The organism is Acidovorax sp. NN32 (genome assembly GCF_057597245.1).
In genome coordinates this window covers 4,932,501-4,952,608 of the sequence record NZ_CP199679.1, presented here as the reverse complement: position 1 = coordinate 4,952,608, position 20,108 = coordinate 4,932,501, and the positions used below count along the sequence as shown (strand labels likewise).

The window sequence follows — 20,108 nt, the reverse complement described above, 5'->3', positions numbered from 1 at the left end:
TTTTCGCCAATATGTGCATAATTGTTACCCTTGACCATGAACCGACTCGCCTCCATCCTGCCCTCCGCTCAAGTGCTTGTGAGCGTTGACGCCACCAGCAAGAAGCGTGCTTTTGAAGAAGCGGGTCTGCTGTTCGAGAGCCAGCACGGTCTCTCTCGCGCGTTGATCACCGACAGCCTCTTTGCGCGTGAACGCCTGGGCTCCACCGGACTGGGCCATGGCGTGGCCATTCCCCACGGGCGCATCAAGGGCCTCAAGGCACCGATGGCTGCTGTGTTACAGCTGTTGAACCCCATCGGGTTCGATGCGCCAGACGAATTGCCTGTGGGTCTGCTGATTTTTCTGCTGGTGCCTGAAGCCGCCACACAGAAGCACCTCGAAATCCTCTCCGAGATTGCCGAACTGCTCAGCGATTCGGCCCTGCGTGAAAGGCTCAAGGCCTGCACCGATGCTGCCGAACTGCACGGCATGATTGCCGGCTGGCAGTCCACGCAAACGGCTTGAGCCTGTCTGGCGCTGCGCACTTTCGCTGATTCGCCGTGAAGCCCAATGTTGTCAGCGCCGATGTTCTGTTTGAGGAATTTCGCGGCCCCCTGAAGTGGGAGTGGGTGGCCGGGCTGGGCGCTTCCGAGCGGCGCTTTGACGAAGTGGCCGTGCGGTCCGCGCGCTCCGGGGCCGATCTGGTCGGCTACCTCAATTACATCCATCCCTACCGCGTCCAGATCCTGGGCGAGCGCGAGATTGCCTATCTGAGCAGCGCGTCTCCCGACGATTGCAAGCGTCGCATTGCCCGCATCGTGACGCTGGAGCCGCCCGTGCTGGTGCTGGCCGACGACCAGACCGCCCCCGATGCGCTGGTCTCGATGTGCGAACGCGCGCAGATCCCGATGTTCTCCACGCACGAGTCCTCGGCGTTTGTGATCGACGTGCTGCGTGCCTACCTGTCTAAGCACTTTGCCGACCGCACCACCATGCACGGCGTGTTCATGGACATTCTCGGGCTGGGGGTGTTGATCACCGGCGAATCTGGCCTGGGGAAAAGCGAGCTGGGCCTGGAGCTGATTTCGCGCGGCAACGGCCTGGTGGCCGACGACGCGGTGGACCTGTACCGCATCAACCAGACCACCATCGAGGGCAAGTGCCCCGATCTGTTGCAGAACCTGCTGGAAGTGCGCGGCATCGGTCTGCTCGATATCCGAGCCATCTTTGGCGAGACGGCGGTGCGCCGCAAGATGCGCCTCAAACTCATCGTGCACCTGGTGCGCAAGGAGACCCTGGAGCGCGACTACGAGCGCCTGCCCTACGAACCACTCACGCAAGACGTGCTGGGCGTGCCCGTGCTCAAGGTGGTGATCCAGGTGGTGGCTGGCCGCAACATCGCCGTGCTGGTCGAAGCCGCCGTGCGCAACACCATCCTGCAACTGCGCGGCATTGATACGTACCAGGAATTTGTGGAGCGCCATCGCCGCGCCATGGAGCGCGATACAGGCGGCTAGTATGCTGCGTATTTGATAGCTGCCGGCGCTTGGCAGGCAGGCGCTACAGCCAATTTAGGTTCAGATACTGCGAAACTGGCGCGCGCCAATATCAGTGCACCCGTGGAACCGGCTTCGCCGGGCCACTGGGTGCGTCCCCCTCGGGGGAAGGCGCCGAAGGCGACTCAGGGGGGCTTACTTGCTAGCGCAGGCAGCGCACTGGCCATACAGGGCCATGGTGTGGTCCTGCACCAGCCAGCCCTTAGCCTTGGCCACGGCCTGCTGGCGTTTTTCAATCTCGGGGTCGTAGAACTCCTCCACCTTACCGCACGACGTGCAGATGAAGTGGTCGTGGTGCTGCCCTTCGTTGAGTTCGTACACCGCCTTGCCGCTCTCGAAATTGCTGCGGATCAGGATGCTCGCCTGCTCGAACTGCGTGAGCACGCGGTAGACCGTGGCCAGACCAATGTCCGAACGCTCTTCCAGGAGCACGCGGAACACATCTTCGGCCGTCATGTGGCGTTGCTCGCCTTTCTGGAAGATCTCCAGAATCTTCAGGCGGGGCAGCGTGGCCTTGAGTCCCGTGCTTTTGAGTTCGTCGATGTTGGTCATGGCATGGTCTTTCGGGATGCGGGCCTCGGCCTCAAGGTCAGAAGGCCTACCGCTACAATGGGGCGATCATATCCTCAGCCCTTTTACCCATGCCCGTCAAAGCCCGTTTCAGCGCCCGCCTGGGCCTGGTCCTTTTGGTCGGTGCCAGCGTGGCCGCCCTGGCCGGTTGCAGTAGCCTGGATGGTGCCAGTACCCGCATTGCCAGCATTGTCACTCCCTACAAAATCGATGTGGTGCAGGGCAATTTTGTGTCGCGCGAGCAGGTCGAGGCGCTCCAGCCCGGCATGAGCCGCCAGCAGGTGCGTGAAATCCTCGGTACGCCGCTGGTCACCAGCCTGTTCCATGCAGACCGCTGGGAATACGTGTTCACGCTCAAGCGCCCCGGTGAAGAAGCCCAGACCCGCAAGCTGACAGTGTATTTCAAGGGCGATGGGCTGGATCGCTCCGAAGGCGACCCCATGCCCACAGAGACCGAGTTCGTGGCCACACTGGGCTCGCGTGGCTCCAAAAGCAAGGTGCCCGTGCTGGAGGCCACACCGGAGCAACTGGCCCGCTACCCTGCGTCGCAACGGCCATCTGCCTCCCCGACAGCGCCCCCGCTGGAGCCTGCTTCTGTCAGCTACCCGCCGCTGGAAGCGCCAGCACGCTGATTTTCGCGATCTGGCCGGTGGGGCAACGGGTAGATCGATGCCCGCCTCACTTCAAAGCCAACGACAACGTACAGGACACTCATGACAGGGACCCCTTCGCCTGCCCCCGCATCCACGCCCTCGCGCCCCCTCCGTGTTGCCGTTGCCGGTGCCTCCGGTCGCATGGGCCGCATGCTGATCGAGGCCCTTCGCGCCAGTGATGACTGTGTGCTGGCAGGCGCGCTGGACGTGCCGTCCAGCCCCGGCATCGGTTCGGATGCCACCGCGTTTCTGGGCCATGCCAGCGGTGTTGCCATCACCGCCGACATTGCTGCGGGCCTGAAAAACGCCGACGTTCTGATTGATTTCACACGCCCTGAGGGCACCCTGGCCCATCTGGCCGTGTGCTGCGAACTCGGGGTAAAAGCCGTGGTGGGTACCACGGGCTTCACCGATGCGCAAAAGGCCGAGATTGCCGTCTTTGCCCAGCGCACCGCCATCGTCATGGCGCCCAACATGAGCGTGGGCGTGAACGTCACCCTCAAGCTGCTGCAGATGGCGGCCAAGGCCATGGCCACGGGCTACGACATCGAGATCATCGAAGCCCACCATCGCCACAAGGTGGATGCGCCCTCGGGCACCGCGCTCAAGATGGGCGAGGTGATTGCCGACGCCATGGGGCGCGACCTCAAGGAATGTGGCGTGTACGCCCGCGAAGGTGTGACCGGCGAGCGCGACCCGTCGAGCATCGGTTTCGCCACCATCCGGGGTGGTGACATCGTGGGCGATCACACCGTGCTGTTCGCGGGCATCGGCGAGCGCATCGAGATCACGCACAAGTCTTCCAGCCGCTCCACCTACGCACAGGGCAGCCTGCGGGCGGTGCGGTTCCTCGCTGGGCACAAGACGGGCATGTTCGACATGTTCGACGTGCTCGGTCTGCAATGAGAAACCCCCTGAGATGCTTCGCATCTTCCCCCTGCAGGGGAACGCCACCCGTGACCTGGCGAAGCCAGTTCCACGGTGGCACTGGCTTCGGGCGCGCCAGTTGCGGGCGATGCGCCAAATAACGAGGTATTGATGGACGCTCTCCACTGGTGGCGCCAGGGCGACGCCGTCACGCAGGGTGCCGCACTGGTGCTCCTGGCCATGTCGGTGGCAAGCTGGGTGGTCATCGTCTGGAAGCTGCGGCTCATGCGCCAGGCCAGTGCCGATGTGGCCCGCTGCACTGCGGCGTTCTGGCAGGCGCCATCCATGGAGGTTGCAGCACAACGTTTGCAGTCTTTTGACCGCGCTGCGCTGGTCTTGCCTCTGGTGGTTGCTGCAAATTCAATAGCAAATCATTCTCTGCCCGATGCCCCGGCCTCATTGGCCAGCGCGGGCAGCCTGTCTCAGCGGTTGACCCGGGTGCTGCGCGATGCCCTGCATGGCGTGCTGGGGCGCCTGCAGTTTGGCCAGGTGCTGCTGGCCACGGTGGGCTCCACCGCGCCGTTCGTGGGGCTGCTGGGCACCGTGTGGGGCATCTACCATGCGCTGACGGCCATGGCGGGCGCGGGCCAGATCACCATCGACCGCGTCTCCGGCCCCGTGGGCGAGGCCCTCGTCATGACGGCGGCCGGGCTGGCCGTGGCCATCCCCGCCGTGCTGGCCTACAACGTGTTTGGGCGGCTGATCGGCCGCATCGAGGCGGACCTGGAAGGGTTTGCGCGCGACCTGCGCGAACTGGTCATTGACACGGCGGCCCCCCAGAGTTTGGCAGGCACCACAGAAGGTCTGAGCAATGCGAGCCGACCCGCCGCCGGGCCGCCCCAAGGCGGGTCCGCCCCCATGGGGAGCGTGGGGGCATGAGTTTCGGCAGACTCGAACGCACCACCGGGCCACAGCCCATGAGCGACATCAACATGACGCCGTTGGTCGATGTGATGCTGGTGCTGGTGGTCATCTTCATCCTCACGGCACCGCTGCTGGCCAGCTCCATCCGGCTCGACCTGCCACGCTCCGAGGGCGCCACGCCCGGTAGTGCGCCGCAGTTCGTTACCCTTGTGGTCGATGCGTCGGGCCAAGCCTTTCTGGACGACCAGCCGCTGTCGCAGAGCGCGTTGGCTGAGCGCCTGCGCCGCATCGGCGCCGAACGGCCCGACACCGAAGTCCAGTTGCGCGCCGACGCCGCAGTGCCCTATGGGCGCGTGGTCGAGGTCATGGGCGCAGCGCATCTGGCCGGGCTGCAGCGCATCGGCTTTGTGGCCGAGCCACCGGCCGCAGGCGCGCCGTCTGCCCCTGCCAAGGCCCCCTGAAACCGCCGTGCGCCGCCGTGCCAGCCGGTCTGCACAGGCCGCTGGCGGCGGCAGGCGCGGAAGGCGGGGCCTGACAGCCTAAAATCTGCGCAGCGCGGCCCTGCGGCTGCACCTCCCTCTCACCCCCGAGCCCCCATGCAAGACAAATACTCTCCCCAAGACGTCGAGCGCGCCGCCCACGGCCACTGGACCGCCACCGATGCCTACCGCGTGACGGAAGACGCCAACAAGAAGAAGTTCTACGCCTGCTCGATGCTGCCGTACCCCAGCGGCAAGCTGCACATGGGCCACGTGCGCAACTACACCATCAACGACATGCTCACGCGCTACCTGCGCATGAACGGCTACAACGTGCTGATGCCCATGGGCTGGGACGCCTTCGGCCTGCCCGCTGAAAACGCGGCGCTGAAGAATGGTGTGCCCCCTGCCAAGTGGACGTACGAAAACATCGCGTACATGAAAAAGCAGATGCAGGCCATGGGCTTGGCCATCGACTGGAGCCGCGAAGTGGCCACCTGCGACCCCACTTACTACAAGTGGAACCAGTGGCTGTTTTTGAAGATGCTGGAAAAGGGCATTGCCTACCGCAAGACCCAGGTCGTGAACTGGGACCCGGTGGACCAGACCGTGCTGGCCAACGAGCAGGTGATTGACGGCAAGGGCTGGCGCACGGGTGCGGTGGTCGAAAAGCGCGAGATCCCCGGCTACTACCTCAAGATCACCGACTACGCCGAAGAGCTGCTGGACTTCGTCACCGGCGACAAGCTGCCCGGCTGGCCCGAGCGCGTGAAGCTGATGCAGGAGAACTGGATCGGCAAGAGCGAAGGCGTGCGTTTTGCGTTCACGCACGACATTGCAGGCGACGATGGCGCATTGATCGGCGACGGCAAGATGTACGTGTTCACCACGCGCGCCGACACCATCATGGGCGTGACCTTCTGCGCCGTGGCGCCCGAGCACCCGCTGGCCACCCATGCCGCCAAAACCAACCCTGCACTGAAAGCCTTCATCGAAGAGTGCAAGAGCGGCGGCACGACCGAGGCCGAGCTGGCCACGCAAGAGAAGAAGGGCGTGCCCACGGGGCTGTTCGTCACCCACCCGCTGACCGAAGAGAAGGTCGAGGTCTGGGTCGGCAACTACGTGCTCATGGGCTATGGCGACGGCGCCGTGATGGGCGTGCCCGCGCACGACGAGCGCGACTTCGCGTTCGCCCTCAAGTACGGCATCGAGATCAAGCAGGTCGTGCTGGTCGATGGCGAACACTTCGACTACCACCAATGGAACGACTGGTACGGCGACAAGCAACGCGGCGTGACCATCAACTCCGACAGCTTCAGCGGCCTGTCGTACAAGGAAGCCGTGAACGCCGTGGCCCATGCGCTGGAGCAGAAGGGCCTGGGCGAGAAGAAGACCACCTGGCGCCTGCGCGACTGGGGCGTGAGCCGCCAGCGCTACTGGGGCACTCCGATCCCCATCATCCACTGCGATGAACACGGCGCCGTGCCCGTGCCCGAAAAAGACCTGCCCGTGGTGCTGCCGCAAGACTGTATCCCCGATGGCTCGGGCAACCCGCTGCACAAGCACGAAGGCTTCCACGCGGGCGTGACCTGCCCCGTGTGCGGCAAGCCTGCCCGCCGCGAGACGGACACCATGGACACGTTCGTGGACAGCTCGTGGTACTTCATGCGGTACTGCGACCCCAAGAATGCCGACGCGATGGTGGCCGGTGGCGCCGACTACTGGATGCCGATGGACCAGTACATCGGCGGTATCGAACACGCCATCCTGCACCTGCTGTACGCCCGCTTCTGGACCAAGGTCATGCGCGACATGGGCTTGGTGAAAGTGGACGAGCCCTTCACCAAGCTGCTCACGCAAGGCATGGTGCTCAACCACATCTACAGCCGCCGCACCGCCAAGGGCGGCAAGGACTACTTCTGGCCGCACGACGTGGAGCACGTGCTGGACGAAGGCGGCAAGATCATCGGCGCCAAGCTGAAGAACGAAGCCACCAGCGGCGACGGCCTGTTGCCCGTGGGCACGCCCATCGACTACGAGGGCGTGGGCACCATGTCCAAGTCCAAGAACAACGGCGTGGACCCGCAGGACCTGATCGAGAAGTACGGCGCCGACACCGCCCGCCTGTACACCATGTTCACCGCCCCGCCCGAAGCCACGCTGGAGTGGAACGACGCGGCGGTGGAAGGCAGCTACCGCTTCCTGCGCCGGGTGTGGAACTTCGGCCTCAAGCTGTCTGCTATGGATATGGGAGCTGCAAGCGCAAGCGTAGCAAGCGCCAGCAGCCTGAAAGATGTGGAATTCGGCAAAGAAGCCAAGGCCCTGCGCCTGGAGATCCACACCGTGCTCAAGCAGGTGGACTACGACTACCAGCGCATGCAGTACAACACCGTAGTCTCCGGCGCGATGAAGATGATCAACGCGCTCGAAGACTTCAAGGCCACCGACTCGGCTGGTGCTCAGGTGGCGCTGATCGAAGGCTTTGGCATCCTGCTGCGCTGCCTGTACCCGGCCACCCCCCACATTGCGCACAGCCTCTGGAGCGGCCTGGGTTACGCGGCCGAACTGGGCGACCTGCTGGATGCACCCTGGCCCCAGGTCGATGCGAACGCGCTGGTGCAGGACGAGATCGAGCTCATGCTGCAGGTCAACGGCAAGCTGCGCGGCTCCATCCATGTCCCCGCGCAGGCTGACAAGGCCGAGATCGAACGCATTGCCCTGGCCAGCGAGGCGTTTGTGGCCCAGGCTGCAGGCGCTGCACCCAAGCGCGTCATTGTGGTGCCTGGCCGCCTCGTGAACGTGGTGGTATAGCCCCCATGAACAAGCGCACACTGCTCTCCCTCGCGCCCGTGGCCCTGCTGTCCGCTTGCGGATTTCGGCTGCGGGGCGTGCCCGAGTTCGGGTTTGACTCGCTCTACATCGCAGCACCTGCAGGCTCGCCCCTCGCGCGGGAGTTGCAGCGCACGCTGGAGGGTTCGGGCGGCAAGCTGCAGCTGCTGCGCGACCCGGCGGCCATGCCCACGGCCGATGCCATTCTGGATGTGCTGCAGGAGCAGCAGGAGCGCGCGGTGGTGGGGCTCAATGCTTCCGGCCAGGTGCGCGAACTGCAGCTGCGCCTGCGCATCAGGTTCCGGCTGCGTACCCCGGCAGGTGCCGAACTGATTCCCGAGACCGAGCTGCTGCAGCAGCGCGACATCAGCTACAACGAAACCATCGCCCTGGCCAAGGAGGCTGAGGAAGCACTGCTCTACCGCAACATGCGGACCGACCTGGTGCAGCAGCTTATGCGCCGCCTGGCAGCGGCCAAGCGCTGAGCCCAGGCGTGGGGCTGTGGCCTCTTGGCGGTAGCGCAGAGCAGCAGGCAGCTACAGCGCCGTGCCGGGCGTTCGTGATGGGCGAGGCGCAGGTGCTCAGGGGGATGTCCGCATGAGCGTACTTTTGCCAAACAGCGACTCCACCAGGTCCACCGCCAGCACCGCCGTGCGGTTGCGCACATCCAGCGCAGGGTTGAGTTCCACAATGTCCAGCGAGGCCAGGCGCCCGCTGTCGGCAATCATCTCCATGCACAACTGCGCCTCGCGGTAGGTGGGGCCTCCCGGCACCGTGGTGCCAACGCCTGGCGCGATGTCGGGGTCCAGAAAGTCCACATCAAAGCTCACATGCAGGTGGGTGTGTGCATCCAGTCCGGCCAGCGCCTGCTGCATGGTCTGGCGCATGCCCACCTCGTCGATGTAGCGCATGTCGAACACCTCCAGGCCCTGCTCATGCACAAAGCGCTTTTCGCCTGCGTCCACGCTGCGGATGCCGATCTGCCGGATCTGCGACGGGTGCAGCGCTGCGCCACCGCCCGGCATGCGGGCCAGCCCGGTCAGCGCCTCGGGGCCGAACCCGCACAGGCAGGCCACGGGCATGCCATGCACATTGCCGCTGGGCGTGAGTGCACTGGTGTTGAAGTCGGCATGGGCATCCAGCCACAGCACCCGCAGCTTCTTACCCATTTCTGCGCAATGGCGGGCCACGGCGCTGATGCTGCCCAAGCCCAGGCAGTGGTCGCCACCCAGCAGGATGGGCAGGTGGCCCAATTGCAGTTCGGCATACACGGCGTCAAACACCCGCTGGTTCCACTCCACCACCTCGGGCAGGTGTCGGTAACCGTCCACGGGCGGCTGCCAGGGGTTGGCGGGGCCACTCAAGTTGCCCCGGTCAAACACCTGCAGTCCGTGCGACTCCAGCGCTGCCTGCAGGCCCGCCACGCGCAGGGCCTCGGGCCCCATGGAGGCGCCGCGCGCCCCGGCGCCGATGTCGGTGGGGGCGCCGATCAGGCTGGTGGGCTGGGCGCTGCGCAGGGCGTTGGGTGGCATGGTGCGGGGGCTTTCTGGGAAGGCAGTCGATGTCGGTACGGGCGCGTGTACGCGCCCCGGGGGAATTCTCGGGGCTTTGGGCGCCAGTGAATAGCACTGCAGCTGATTAGTTCGCGGTCTCTCTTGTGCACTGTGAGGGCATTTGCTGGCAATGTGCACAGTGCCGGGCCTGCCCAGGCGATAAACTTTGCCGCATGCAAGTCGCCCTGGCCCAACTCTCACCGCATCTTCAACGGGGCCTGTCGCCGCTTTACGTGTTGCATGGCGACGAGCCCCTGCTGCAGCAGGAGGCGGCAGACGCCATCCGCGCCACGGCCCGTGCTCAGGGCTATACCGAACGCACCTCGTACACGGTAGCAGGCGCTCACTTTGACTGGAGCGCCGTGCTGGCTGCAGGCGGCAGCTTGAGCCTGTTTGCCGACAAGCAGATCGTCGAGATCCGCATCCCCTCGGGCAAGCCCGGCAAGGATGGTGGCGTGGCGCTGCAGCAGATTGCTGAATCCGCCAAGGGCAACGACAGCACGCTCACGCTGGTGATGTTGCCGCGCCTTGACAAGGCCACACGCACGGGCGCATGGTTTGCGGCGCTGGAATCCAGCGGCACATCGATCCAGATCGACCCCATCGAGCGCGGCATGCTGCCGCAGTGGATCGCCCAGCGCCTGGCCGCCCAGGGCCAGCGCGTGGTGGCGGGCGAGGAGGGCCAGCGCACGCTGCAGTTTTTTGCCGACCGGGTGGAGGGCAATCTGCTCGCCGCCCACCAGGAGATCCAAAAGCTCGCATTGCTCCACCCCCCCGGCGAGCTGGCGCAGGCCCAGGTCGAAGCCGCTGTGCTCAACGTCGCGCGCTACGACGTGTTCAAGCTCTCTGAATCCGTGCTCTCAGGCCATACCGCCCGCGTGCAGCGCATGCTCGACGGCCTGCAGGCCGAGGGCGAGGCCGAAGTGCTGGTGCACTGGGCGCTGGCCGAAGACATCCGTGCCTTGAAGCGCGTGAAAGACGCCATGAACGCCGGCCGCCCTCTGCCCATGGCCCTGCGCGAAAACCGGGTGTGGGGCGCCAAGGAAAAGCTGTACGAACGCATCCTGCCCAGGGCCAGCGACGCGGCGCTGGCGCGCCTGCTGCAGTCGGCGCATATCGTGGACGGCATCGTCAAGGGGCTCAAGCAGCCCGATTGGCCCACCGATGGGTGGCAGGCGCTGCAGAGGCTTGCGTTGCAGGTGTGCAGGCTGACCCAGGCCGCGCGGTAAGGTTGGCCGATAAATTTGAGTGTTTTTGGCCTCTGGCGCTTATCCAGTAAGCGCAAGTAGCTATCAAAAATGTAGTGACGGTTTTGTCTGCACGTGGGCTTCAGGGCTGCTCCAGCACCCCGCGCGCTTTGTCTGCCCACATCCGCAGGTTGGCCACCAGATCCTTCTGGCTGAATGAGCAGCTTTCCTCTGAAAACAGCGCGCTCGACTCCAGCCGGTCCAGCAGGTTCAGCAGCACCTCGCCGTAGCGTGGGGGCAGGGCGGCCAGCAGGGTGGTTTGCTGGCGGGCCAGGGTGCTCAGGGTGGCGGCGGTGTGGTCGCCGCGTTCAAAGGCCTGCAAGGCTTCGGTCAGGGCGACGAGCTGGGCGGGGGCGGTGGTGGTCATGGCCAAGGATGTGCGAGTAGGGCAAGGCCGCAAGGGTAAAGCCAAGTGCGGCAAAATCGCTGGATGAACGCTCTCAACGTCGCCGAATACACGCATTCTCTCGGTCTCCAGGCCAAAACGGCCTCTGCGCTGATGGCCAAAGCGCCAGCAGCTATCAAAAACAAAGCGCTCAAGGCGCTGGCCCGCTTGCTGCGTGAGAACGTGGCTTCGCTGCAGATCGACAACGCCAAAGACCTGGAGCGCGCTGTGGCCAACGGCCTGGCCGAGCCCATGGTGGACCGCCTCAAGCTCAGCCCCAAGGTGCTGGAGACCTGCGCCGAAGGCTGCGAGCAGCTCGCCGCCATGCCCGACATCATTGGCGAGATCCTGGGCATGAAGCAGCAGCCCAGCGGCATCCGCGTGGGCCAGATGCGCGTGCCGATTGGCGTGTTCGGCATGATCTACGAGAGCCGCCCCAACGTGACCATCGAGGCCGCGTCGCTGTCTATCAAGAGCGGCAACGCCTGCATCCTGCGTGGTGGCTCCGAGGCGATTGATTCGAACAAGGCGCTGGCCAAGCTGGTGCAGCAGGCACTGGCGGAGGCGGGCCTGCCGGAGCACGGTGTGCAGCTGGTGCAGACCACGGACCGCGAGGCCGTGGGCCAGCTGATTGCCATGCCGCAGTTTGTGGACGTGATCATCCCGCGCGGCGGCAAGGGGCTGATCGAGCGCATCAGCCGCGATGCCAAGGTGCCCGTGATCAAGCACCTGGACGGCAACTGCCACACCTATGTGGACGACCCCTGCGACATCGCCATGGCGGTGAAGGTGGCCGACAACGCCAAGACCAACAAATACAGCCCCTGCAACGCGAGCGAAGGCCTGCTGGTGGCGCGCGGCGTGGCGGCCGAATTCTTGCCCCAGATCGGCGTGGTGTACGCCGCCAAGGGCGTGGAGATGCGCGGTTGCCCGGAGTCGCTGGCGCTGCTGGCCGACGTGCCTGGCGCACTCCTCACCCCCGCCACCGAGCAGGACTGGAGTGAGGAATACCTGGCCCCGATCATCAGCGTGAAGGTGGTGGCCGGTGTGGACGAGGCCATTGCCCACATCAACCACTATTCGAGCCACCACACCGATGCCATCCTGACGCGTGACCACATGCACGCCCAGCAGTTCCTGCGCGAGGTGGATTCGGCCAGCGTGATGGTGAACGCCAGCACGCGGTTTGCCGACGGCTTCGAATACGGCCTGGGCGCCGAAATCGGCATCAGTACCGACAAGTTCCACGCACGCGGGCCGGTGGGCATCGAAGGGCTGACCTCACTCAAGTACGTGGTGCTGGGCGAGGGTGAGGTGCGGGGTTGATTTGCTCCTTATTTCATAGCTGTTAGCGCTTACCTGTAAAGCGCTAGGGCCCAATTTCTTATGAAAATCATCATCCTCGGCGCAGGCCGTGTGGGCCAGAGCGTGGCAGACAGCCTGGTGTCGGAGCGCAATGACATCACCGTCATCGACACCGATGCCGCCCGCCTGCGCGACCTGGAGTCGCGCTTTGACCTGCGCGGTGTGGTGGGCAATGGCATCGAACCGGCCGTGTTGGCCGAGGCGGGCGCCGAGGACACCGATCTGCTGATCGCCTGCGCTGCACAGGACGAGACCAACCTGGTGTGTTGCAAGGTGGCGCAGCTGGTGTTCAACATCCCCAAGCGCATCGCGCGGGTGCGTTCCAACGGATTCACGCTGGATGAGCGGCTGACCGGCCCCGAGGGCTTTGGCGTGGACCGCATCATCTGCCCCGAAGAGTCCCTGACCCGCTACATCGGCAAGCTGATCGAATACCCCGAGGCCATGCAGGTGCGCGAGTTTGCGGGCGGCCGCGCCTGCCTGGTGTCGGTGCGTGCGCGCGCCGGGGCGCCCATGGTGAGCCGCACCATCTGCGAGCTGCGCGAGAGCTTGCCCGACGTGGCCATGCGCCTGGTGGCGATCTACCGGCGGTTTCAGGACGAGCCGGACCGCTTTGTGGCCTGCGATGGCAACACGCGCATCGAGCCGGGCGATGAGGTGTTTGTGCTGGCGGCCAGCGGCCACATTGCCAACGTGCTCACGGCCTTGCACCGGCGCGGGGACCGCCAGGGGCAGCCTGTCCGGCGCATCATGATTGCCGGGGGTGGCCGCGTGGGGCTGCGGCTGGCGCGCCAGCTCAGCAAGGAGCCGGGGCGGTTTCACATCAAGATGATTGAGTCCGACCCTGATCGCTGTATTGAGCTGGCGTCCAGTCTGCCGTCCGATGTGCTGGTGCTGCAGGGCGATACGACGGACGAAGACCTGCTGGGCGGCGAGAGCGTGGAAGAGATCGACCTCTTCCTGGCGCTGACCGATGACGACGAGGACAACATCATGTCGTCCCTGCTGGCCAAGCGCATGGGCGCCAAGCGGGTGCTGGCCCTTATCAATCGGCGCAGCTACGCCGACCTGATGCACGGCACGCAGATCGACATTGCGCTGTCGCCTGCGCAGGCCATGCTGGGCGAGCTCCTGGCCTATGTGCGCCAGGGCGATGTGCAGGCCGTGCACAGTCTGCGCCGTGGCGTGGCTGAAGCGCTGGAGATCGTGGCGCGCGGCGACCGCAAAAGCTCGCGCGTGGTCGGCCGCAAGGTCAGCGACCTGCAGTTGCCGCACGAGGTGCACATGGGCCTGATCGTGCGCGGCCTGCCGGATTCGCCGGACGTGCCGCCTGATGATTTGCGCGAACCCCAAGTGATCATCCCGCGCAGCTCCACCGTCATCGAGAGCAACGACCACGTGGTGTTCTTCCTGCCCCACAAGCGGCTGGTGCGTGACGTGGAAAAGCTCTTCCGCGTGAGCGCCACTTTCTTTTGACGCAGGGCCTGCGAGAACGACGCCATGGTGGACATGTTTCCCGTGCTGCGGGTGCTGGGCATCCTGATCATGATCTTTGCGCTGGCCATGGGGCTGCCGTTGTCGGTGTCGTGGTTCCTGCGCGATGGGGTGTGGCACATCTATCCCGTGGCCATGGCTGCGACCCTGGCCGTAGGCTGCGGCCTGTGGTGGAAGCTGCGCCTGTTTCGGCGCGAGCTGCAGCCGCGCCATGGCGTGATGCTGGTCACGCTGGTCTGGGTGCTGCTGCCGCTGTTTGCGGCGCTGCCGCTGATGCTGGTCACCCATGAAATCGGCCGGCCCATGTCGTTCACCCATGCGTACTTCGAGGCGGTGTCGGGCCTGACCACCACCGGGTCCACGGTGCTCACCGGGCTCGACGCATTGCCCGTGTCCATGAACGTGTGGCGCACCTTTTTGCAGTGGGTGGGGGGCATGGGCATCCTGATCCTGGCCGTGGCGGTGTTGCCCTTGCTGGGCGTGGGCGGCAGTCAGCTGTTCAAGGCCGAGGCGGCGGGCCCGGTGAAGGATGCCAAGCTCACCCCGCGCATGACCGAAACCGCGAAAGGGCTGTGGGGGGTGTACGCGCTGTTTTCCACGGCGTGTGCGCTGGCGTACTGGGCGGGGGGCATGGACCCGGTGAACGCGCTGATGTACATGTTTTCCACGGTGAGCCTGGGGGGACTGTCGCCCCACGACACCAGCTTCGGTTTTTATCAGTCGCCCTTGCTGGAAGCCATTGCCGTGGGCTTCATGCTGGTGGCCAGTTGCAACTTTGCGCTGTATTTTGTGGCCATTCGCAAAGGCCACTGGCAGGGGTTCTGGCGCGACCCCGAACTGCGCGCCACCTTGTTCACGCTGGTGGGCGGGGGGCTGCTGGTGTCTGTGCTGCTGTGGGTGAAAGGCGTGTATGCGCCGCTCGATGCGCTGCGCTACGGCATGTTCAACCTGGTGTCGATTGCCACCACCACCGGCTATGCCACGGTGGACTACCTGAGCTGGCCGGTGTTTGCGCCGGTGTTCATGCTGCTGCTGTCGGGCGTGGCGACCAGCGCGGGCTCCACCGGTTGTGGCATCAAGATGGTCCGCATGCTCATCCTGCTCAAGCAGGCGCGGCGCGAGATGAACCGTCTGGTGCACCCCCGCGCCGTGCAGCCGGTGCGCCTGGGCGATGCGGTGGTGGACAACCGGGTGATCTTCTCGGTGCTCGCCTTCATGCTGGTGTATGGCGCCACCATCATTGGCCTGAGCATGGTGCTGCTGCTCACCGACCTGGATCCGGTGACCGCGTTCTCCGCTGTGATCGCCAGCGTCAATTGCATGGGGCCGGGGCTGGGCAGTGTGGGGCCAGCGTCCAACTACGCCGTATTGACGGACTTTCAGGTGTGGGTGTGCACGCTGGCCATGCTGCTGGGGCGGCTGGAGATTCTGAGCTTTATGGCCTTGCTAACCCCGGCGTTTTGGCGGCGCTGAACGGGGCTGCCCGAAAAATCCGCCCGGCGGGCTTGCGAAGGCCCGGTCACGCCCCAACCCTACAATGGATTGCAATCGTTCCCGTCTCCTCTGAGGGCTCCCCATGGTTCCGCATCTCATCACGGCCCTGACCGGGCCGATCAACGAACTCGAACAGCGCGTTCTCGACTCGATGCCCGCCATCGAACGCTGGTTCCGGCTGGAGTGGATGGAGCACACGCCGCCGTTCTATACCTCGGTGGACATCCGCAATGCCGGCTTCAAGCTCGCGCCCGTGGACACCAACCTGTTCCCCGGCGGCTGGAACAACTTGACCAAGGAGATGCTGCCCCTGGCCGTGCAGGCCGCCATGGCCGCCATCGAGAAGATCTGCCCCGAGGCGCGCAACCTCTTGATCATTCCGGAGAACCACACACGCAACACCTTCTACCTGGCCAACGTGGTGCAGCTGCAGCGCATCTTCAACATGGCCGGGCTCAACGTGCGCGTAGGCTCCATCAGCCCCGAAATCAAGAAGCCCACGCTGATCGAATTGCCCAACGGCGACACGGTGACGCTGGAGCCCGTGGTGCGCACCAAGCGCCGCCTGGGTCTCAAGGACTTTGACCCCTGCACCATCCTGCTCAACAACGATCTCTCGGCCGGCGCCCCCGGCATCCTGGAAGACATCCACGAGCAGTACCTGCTGCCCCCGCTGCACGCGGGCTGGAGCGTGCGCCGCAAGAGCACCCACTTCAAGAACTACGAAGAGGTGGCCAAGCGTTTTGGCAAGATGCTGGGCATCGACCCCTGGCTCATCAATCCCATGTACAGCCAGTGCGACGAGGTGGACTTTGCCGAAGACAAAGGCATGGACAAGCTGCAGACCACGGTGGATGCGCTTTTGACCAAGGTGCGCCGCAAGTACAAGGAATACGGCATCAACGAAAAGCCGTTTGTCATCGTCAAGGCCAACAACGGCACCTACGGCATGGGCATCATGACCGTGCGCGATGCCAAGGAGCTGGATGCGGTCAACCGCAAGACCAAGAACAAGATGGCCGTCATCAAGGACGGCCAGCCGGTCAACGACCTCATCATCCAGGAAGGCGTGTTGACCCAAGAGCGTGTGCACGAGGCCGTGGCCGAGCCTGTGGTCTACATGATGGACCGCTACGTGGTGGGCGGTTTTTACCGCATGCATGCCGAGCGCGGCGTGGACGAAAACCTCAATGCACCGGGCGCCAGCTTCGTGCCGCTGGCCTTTGAGCACAGCACCCACATGCCCCAGCCTGGCGTGCGCCCGGGGGTGAGTGCGCCCAACCGCTTCTATATGTATGGCGTGGTGGGTCGCCTGGCGATGCTGGCAGCCAGCTATGAGCTGGAGGCCACCAACCCCGACGCCGAGGTGTACGACTAGCCTCTTCCCTGAATTGCCCACGGCGCGTTCCTGCCAGCCAGGGGACGCTGCCTGCCACGCCGGCCCACGACTGCCAAGGGTGAGTTGCTGCGTTGCAACATAGGGTGTGGCCTCCAGGCGCTTGATCGGGCGCAAGCGCACAATAGCGTTCCCAAAAGTAACGGAACCCGGCGACCCTTGTGTGTCGGGTGCGGTCAGTGCAAAGCTCCAAGTCATCGCTCGCAGCGCTCACGCTGGGCGCCATCGGTGTTGTGTATGGCGATATCGGCACCAGTGTGCTGTATGCCGTCAAAGAAGTGTTCGGGTCCGGCCATGTGCCGTTCACGCAAGACAACATCTACGGCATTCTTTCGATCTTCTTCTGGACGCTGACCGTCATTGTTTCGCTGAAATACGTGGTGCTGGTGCTGCGCGCCGACAACCATGGCGAAGGCGGGCTGATCGCGATGCTGGCCTTGGCTTCGCAGGCCGTGAAGGACAAACCCCGGCTGCGTGGCGTGCTGCTGGCAGTGGGCATCTTCGGCACCTCGCTGTTTTATGGTGACGGCGTCATCACCCCGGCCATTTCGGTGTTGTCGGCGGTGGAAGGGCTGGAGGTGGTCTCGCCCCACTTCAAGCAGTACGTGATTCCCATCACACTGGTCGTGCTGTTTTGCCTGTTTGCCGTACAAAAGCGCGGGACCAGCGGGATCGGCAAGTTCTTCGGGCCCATCACGCTGGTGTGGTTTTTCAGCATTGCCCTCCTGGGGGTCTCTCACATCGTGGGCCACCCCGAAATCCTCTGGGCGTTGAGCCCGCACCATGCAGTCGGGTTCATGTGGGCCAACCCGGGCACCAGCTTCATCATCCTGGGTGCGGTGGTGTTGTGCGTGACCGGCGCCGAGGCCCTGTATGCCGATCTGGGCCACTTTGGCAAGCGGCCCATTCGCCTGGCTTGGTTTGGCGTGGCCATGCCGGCGCTCACGCTCAATTACTTTGGCCAGGGCGCACTGCTGCTGGCCGAGCCCGAAGCCGTGAAGAACCCCTTCTACATGATGGCACCCGACTGGGCGCTGATCCCGCTGGTGGTGCTGGCCACCATGGCAACGGTGATCGCGTCACAAGCCCTCATCACCGGCGCCTTCAGCGTGACCAAGCAGGTGATTCAGTTGGGCTACCTGCCCCGACTGAATATCCAGCACACCAGCGTGCGCGACACGGGGCAGATCTACATGCCGCTGGTCAACTGGGGGCTGTTCGCCGCCATCGTTCTTGCGGTGGTGATGTTCCGCTCGTCCAGCAACCTAGCGGCGGCTTACGGCATTGCCGTGACGCTGGACATGCTGATCACCACCACGCTGACTTTCTTCGTAATCCGCTATGGCTGGGGCTACCCGCTGGCGCTGTGTATTGCGGCCACAGGCTGTTTCTTTGTGGTGGACCTGGCGTTTTTTGCGTCCAACCTGCTCAAGCTGTTCCAGGGCGGATGGTTCCCGCTGCTGATTGGGGGCATCGTGTTCTCGTTGATGATGACGTGGAAGGAAGGGCGCCGCCTGCTGAATGACAAGTTGCGTGCCGACGCAATCGACCTCAAGGACTTCCTGGAGTCGGTGTTCGTCAGTCCGCCCACGCGCGTGGATGGCACCGCAGTGTTCCTCACTGCCGAAACCGGCGCGGTGCCCAATGCGCTTTTGCACAATCTCAAGCACAACAAGGTGCTGCATCAGCAGAACCTCTTTGTGACGGTGCACAACCACGAAACCCCCTGGATCGGGCTGGACAAGCGCCTGCAGGTCGAACCGCTGGGCCACGACTGCTGGCAGGTGGTGATCCACTACGGCTTCAAGAACGACCCCGACGTACCCCGCGCGCTGGAGCTGCTGCGCGGCCGGGGCTGCGAGCTGGAGGCCATGACGACCAGCTACTTCCTCTCGCGCGATACGGTCATCCCCACCATGGGCGGCGGCATGGCCCCCTGGCGCGAAAAGCTGTTTGCCCAGATGCACCACAACGCCAGCGGCGCGGCAGACTTCCTGCACCTGCCGAACAACGCAGTGGTCGAACTCGGCTCCAAGATCGAGATTTGAGCTAATTGTTTTTTGAGTGTTTTCAGGCCCTGGCGCTTGGCGGCCTCAAATCTACAGTGCGACACCTTCTACGTTTCTGGTGACGCTCAGCGGCGTGGTATTTGCGGGAGTCGGATCGGCTTTCTGGGGAGGTGTCGCGGGCAGCTTTGCGCTATTTGTGCAACAGTACAGGCGTTCACCAGCGTGAGGTACACGGCGCACTGCATTCGTCGCTCCCTGTTCTTCTTATCTGCCTGCAAGTGATCTGCCATTGGCAGCACCTGCACACCTTTCTGACCCGACACCATGAAACTGCTCTTCATTGCCGATCCCCTGCAAAGCTTCAAGATCTACAAGGACACGACATTCGCCATGATGCGCGAGGCTCAGCGGCGCGGGCACACCTTGGCGGTGTGCGAGCCGCAGCACATTACCTGGCAGCGTGGCAGCAAGGTGACGGCCCGTGTGTGCGACATCCAACTGACAGCAGACCCGGTGCAGTGGTACACCGCACAGCCCGAGCGCAGTGCACCCTTGGCTAGCTTCGACGCTGTGCTGATGCGCAAGGACCCGCCTTTCGACAGCGAGTATTTCTATGCGACACACCTGCTGGAGCAGGCTGAGCGTGACGGCGCCCGTGTGTTCAACAAGCCCCGTGCGCTGCGCGACCACCCGGAGAAGCTGGCGATCATGGAGTTTCCGGAATTCATCGGGCCCACTCTGGTGACGCGGGATGCCGCAGACATTCAGCGTTTTCATGCAGAGCACGGGGACATCATTCTCAAGCCGCTCGATGGCATGGGCGGCATGGGAATCTTCCGCGTGGGCTCGGATGGGCTCAACCTGGGAAGCATTACCGAAACCCTGAACCGCCACGGCGCGCAAAGTGTCATGGTTCAGAAGTTCTTGCCGGAGATCGTCGAAGGCGACAAACGTGTCCTCATCATCGGGGGGGCACCAGTGCCTTTTTGCCTGGCGCGCATCCCGCAGGGCAGCGAAGTCCGGGGCAACCTGGCTGCCGGAGGCAAGGGGGTGGCTAAGCCGTTGTCGACACGGGACTGGGAAATCGGTAACGCCTTGGGGCCTGTGCTTCAGGCGCGGGGCCTGCTGCTGGCTGGAGTGGATGTGATCGGCGATTGCGTTACCGAGATCAATGTCACGAGCCCCACCTGCTTCCAGGAGATCTTTGACCAGACGGGGTGCGATGTCGCTTCCCTGTTCATCGAGGCCCTGGAGGCTGCATTGACGTCCTCTGCCCCGTAGTCTGCTGAATTTTCGTCCCTATCTCTT

At 64.3% G+C, this 20,108-nt stretch carries 18 protein-coding genes; 15 read left to right on the top strand and 3 right to left on the bottom strand.

Annotation, left to right across the window (positions count from 1 at the left end):
* Window positions 1-36 precede the first annotated feature (36 nt).
* Entirely contained in the window at window positions 37-504 is a 468-nt protein-coding gene (locus tag ACT89O_RS22900) for a PTS sugar transporter subunit IIA (RefSeq protein ID WP_487261285.1), read from the top strand.
* A 35-nt stretch (window positions 505-539) separates the two neighbouring features.
* Window positions 540-1,496, top strand: coding sequence for an HPr(Ser) kinase/phosphatase (hprK, locus tag ACT89O_RS22895; protein WP_055395437.1), 957 nt, complete (start codon window positions 540-542; stop codon window positions 1,494-1,496).
* A gap of 174 nt (window positions 1,497-1,670) precedes the next feature.
* On the opposite strand, the gene fur is transcribed toward hprK, so the two are convergent.
* Window positions 1,671-2,087, bottom strand: coding sequence for a ferric iron uptake transcriptional regulator (gene fur, locus ACT89O_RS22890; protein ID WP_055395436.1), 417 nt, complete (start codon window positions 2,085-2,087; stop codon window positions 1,671-1,673).
* Between the two features lie 89 nt (window positions 2,088-2,176).
* Here fur and ACT89O_RS22885 point away from each other — a divergent pair, with 89 nt between their 5' ends.
* From ACT89O_RS22885 to ACT89O_RS22860, 6 genes are all read left to right on the top strand, one after another.
* Entirely contained in the window at window positions 2,177-2,737 is a 561-nt protein-coding gene (locus ACT89O_RS22885) for an outer membrane protein assembly factor BamE (protein ID WP_121508286.1), read from the top strand.
* 81 nt (window positions 2,738-2,818) lie between these two features.
* Window positions 2,819-3,664: a 4-hydroxy-tetrahydrodipicolinate reductase gene (gene dapB, locus ACT89O_RS22880; protein ID WP_121421477.1), complete on the top strand. Its 846-nt coding sequence runs from the start codon at window positions 2,819-2,821 to the stop codon at window positions 3,662-3,664.
* 132 nt (window positions 3,665-3,796) lie between these two features.
* A complete protein-coding gene (locus tag ACT89O_RS22875; RefSeq protein ID WP_487261284.1) occupies window positions 3,797-4,564 on the top strand; it encodes a MotA/TolQ/ExbB proton channel family protein in 768 nt (255 codons plus the stop codon).
* Complete coding sequence (locus ACT89O_RS22870) at window positions 4,561-5,010, top strand: ExbD/TolR family protein (protein ID WP_487261283.1); 450 nt, start codon at window positions 4,561-4,563, stop codon at window positions 5,008-5,010. The genes ACT89O_RS22875 and ACT89O_RS22870 overlap by 4 nt, the downstream gene beginning before the upstream one ends.
* Window positions 5,011-5,145: 135 nt before the next feature.
* Window positions 5,146-7,839, top strand: a complete 2,694-nt coding sequence (gene leuS / locus ACT89O_RS22865) for a leucine--tRNA ligase (RefSeq protein WP_487261282.1) — start codon at window positions 5,146-5,148, stop codon at window positions 7,837-7,839.
* Between the two features lie 5 nt (window positions 7,840-7,844).
* Window positions 7,845-8,342: an LPS-assembly lipoprotein LptE gene (locus ACT89O_RS22860; RefSeq protein WP_055395428.1), complete on the top strand. Its 498-nt coding sequence runs from the start codon at window positions 7,845-7,847 to the stop codon at window positions 8,340-8,342.
* Window positions 8,343-8,438: 96 nt separating this feature from the next.
* Here the strand turns inward: ACT89O_RS22860 and rocF are convergent, their stop codons facing one another.
* Window positions 8,439-9,389 carry an arginase gene (rocF, locus tag ACT89O_RS22855; protein WP_487261281.1) on the bottom strand — a complete coding sequence of 317 codons (951 nt, stop codon included), beginning with the start codon at window positions 9,387-9,389 and terminating at the stop codon, window positions 8,439-8,441.
* A 194-nt stretch (window positions 9,390-9,583) separates the two neighbouring features.
* Here rocF and holA point away from each other — a divergent pair, with 194 nt between their 5' ends.
* Window positions 9,584-10,639, top strand: coding sequence for a DNA polymerase III subunit delta (holA, locus tag ACT89O_RS22850; protein WP_055395424.1), 1,056 nt, complete (start codon window positions 9,584-9,586; stop codon window positions 10,637-10,639).
* Between the two features lie 100 nt (window positions 10,640-10,739).
* Here the strand turns inward: holA and ACT89O_RS22845 are convergent, their stop codons facing one another.
* Entirely contained in the window at window positions 10,740-11,024 is a 285-nt protein-coding gene (locus tag ACT89O_RS22845; protein WP_156358621.1) for a hypothetical protein, read from the bottom strand.
* Between the two features lie 63 nt (window positions 11,025-11,087).
* Here ACT89O_RS22845 and ACT89O_RS22840 point away from each other — a divergent pair, with 63 nt between their 5' ends.
* The 6 genes from ACT89O_RS22840 (at window position 11,088) to gshB (ending at window position 20,081) form a co-directional block, all read left to right on the top strand.
* Window positions 11,088-12,368 (top strand): glutamate-5-semialdehyde dehydrogenase, encoded by a 1,281-nt coding sequence (locus ACT89O_RS22840; RefSeq protein ID WP_487261280.1) that lies wholly within the window; start codon window positions 11,088-11,090, stop codon window positions 12,366-12,368.
* Between the two features lie 60 nt (window positions 12,369-12,428).
* Window positions 12,429-13,883 (top strand): Trk system potassium transporter TrkA, encoded by a 1,455-nt coding sequence (gene trkA, locus ACT89O_RS22835; protein WP_487261279.1) that lies wholly within the window; start codon window positions 12,429-12,431, stop codon window positions 13,881-13,883.
* A gap of 24 nt (window positions 13,884-13,907) precedes the next feature.
* Window positions 13,908-15,374 carry a TrkH family potassium uptake protein gene (locus ACT89O_RS22830; protein WP_228900232.1) on the top strand — a complete coding sequence of 489 codons (1,467 nt, stop codon included), beginning with the start codon at window positions 13,908-13,910 and terminating at the stop codon, window positions 15,372-15,374.
* A gap of 103 nt (window positions 15,375-15,477) precedes the next feature.
* Window positions 15,478-16,773 carry a glutamate--cysteine ligase gene (gshA, locus tag ACT89O_RS22825; protein ID WP_055395416.1) on the top strand — a complete coding sequence of 432 codons (1,296 nt, stop codon included), beginning with the start codon at window positions 15,478-15,480 and terminating at the stop codon, window positions 16,771-16,773.
* Window positions 16,774-16,970: 197 nt separating this feature from the next.
* Window positions 16,971-18,839 (top strand): potassium transporter Kup, encoded by a 1,869-nt coding sequence (locus ACT89O_RS22820; protein ID WP_121421466.1) that lies wholly within the window; start codon window positions 16,971-16,973, stop codon window positions 18,837-18,839.
* A gap of 285 nt (window positions 18,840-19,124) precedes the next feature.
* Window positions 19,125-20,081 carry a glutathione synthase gene (gshB, locus tag ACT89O_RS22815; protein ID WP_487261278.1) on the top strand — a complete coding sequence of 319 codons (957 nt, stop codon included), beginning with the start codon at window positions 19,125-19,127 and terminating at the stop codon, window positions 20,079-20,081.
* The last annotated feature ends 27 nt before the right edge of the window (window positions 20,082-20,108 follow it).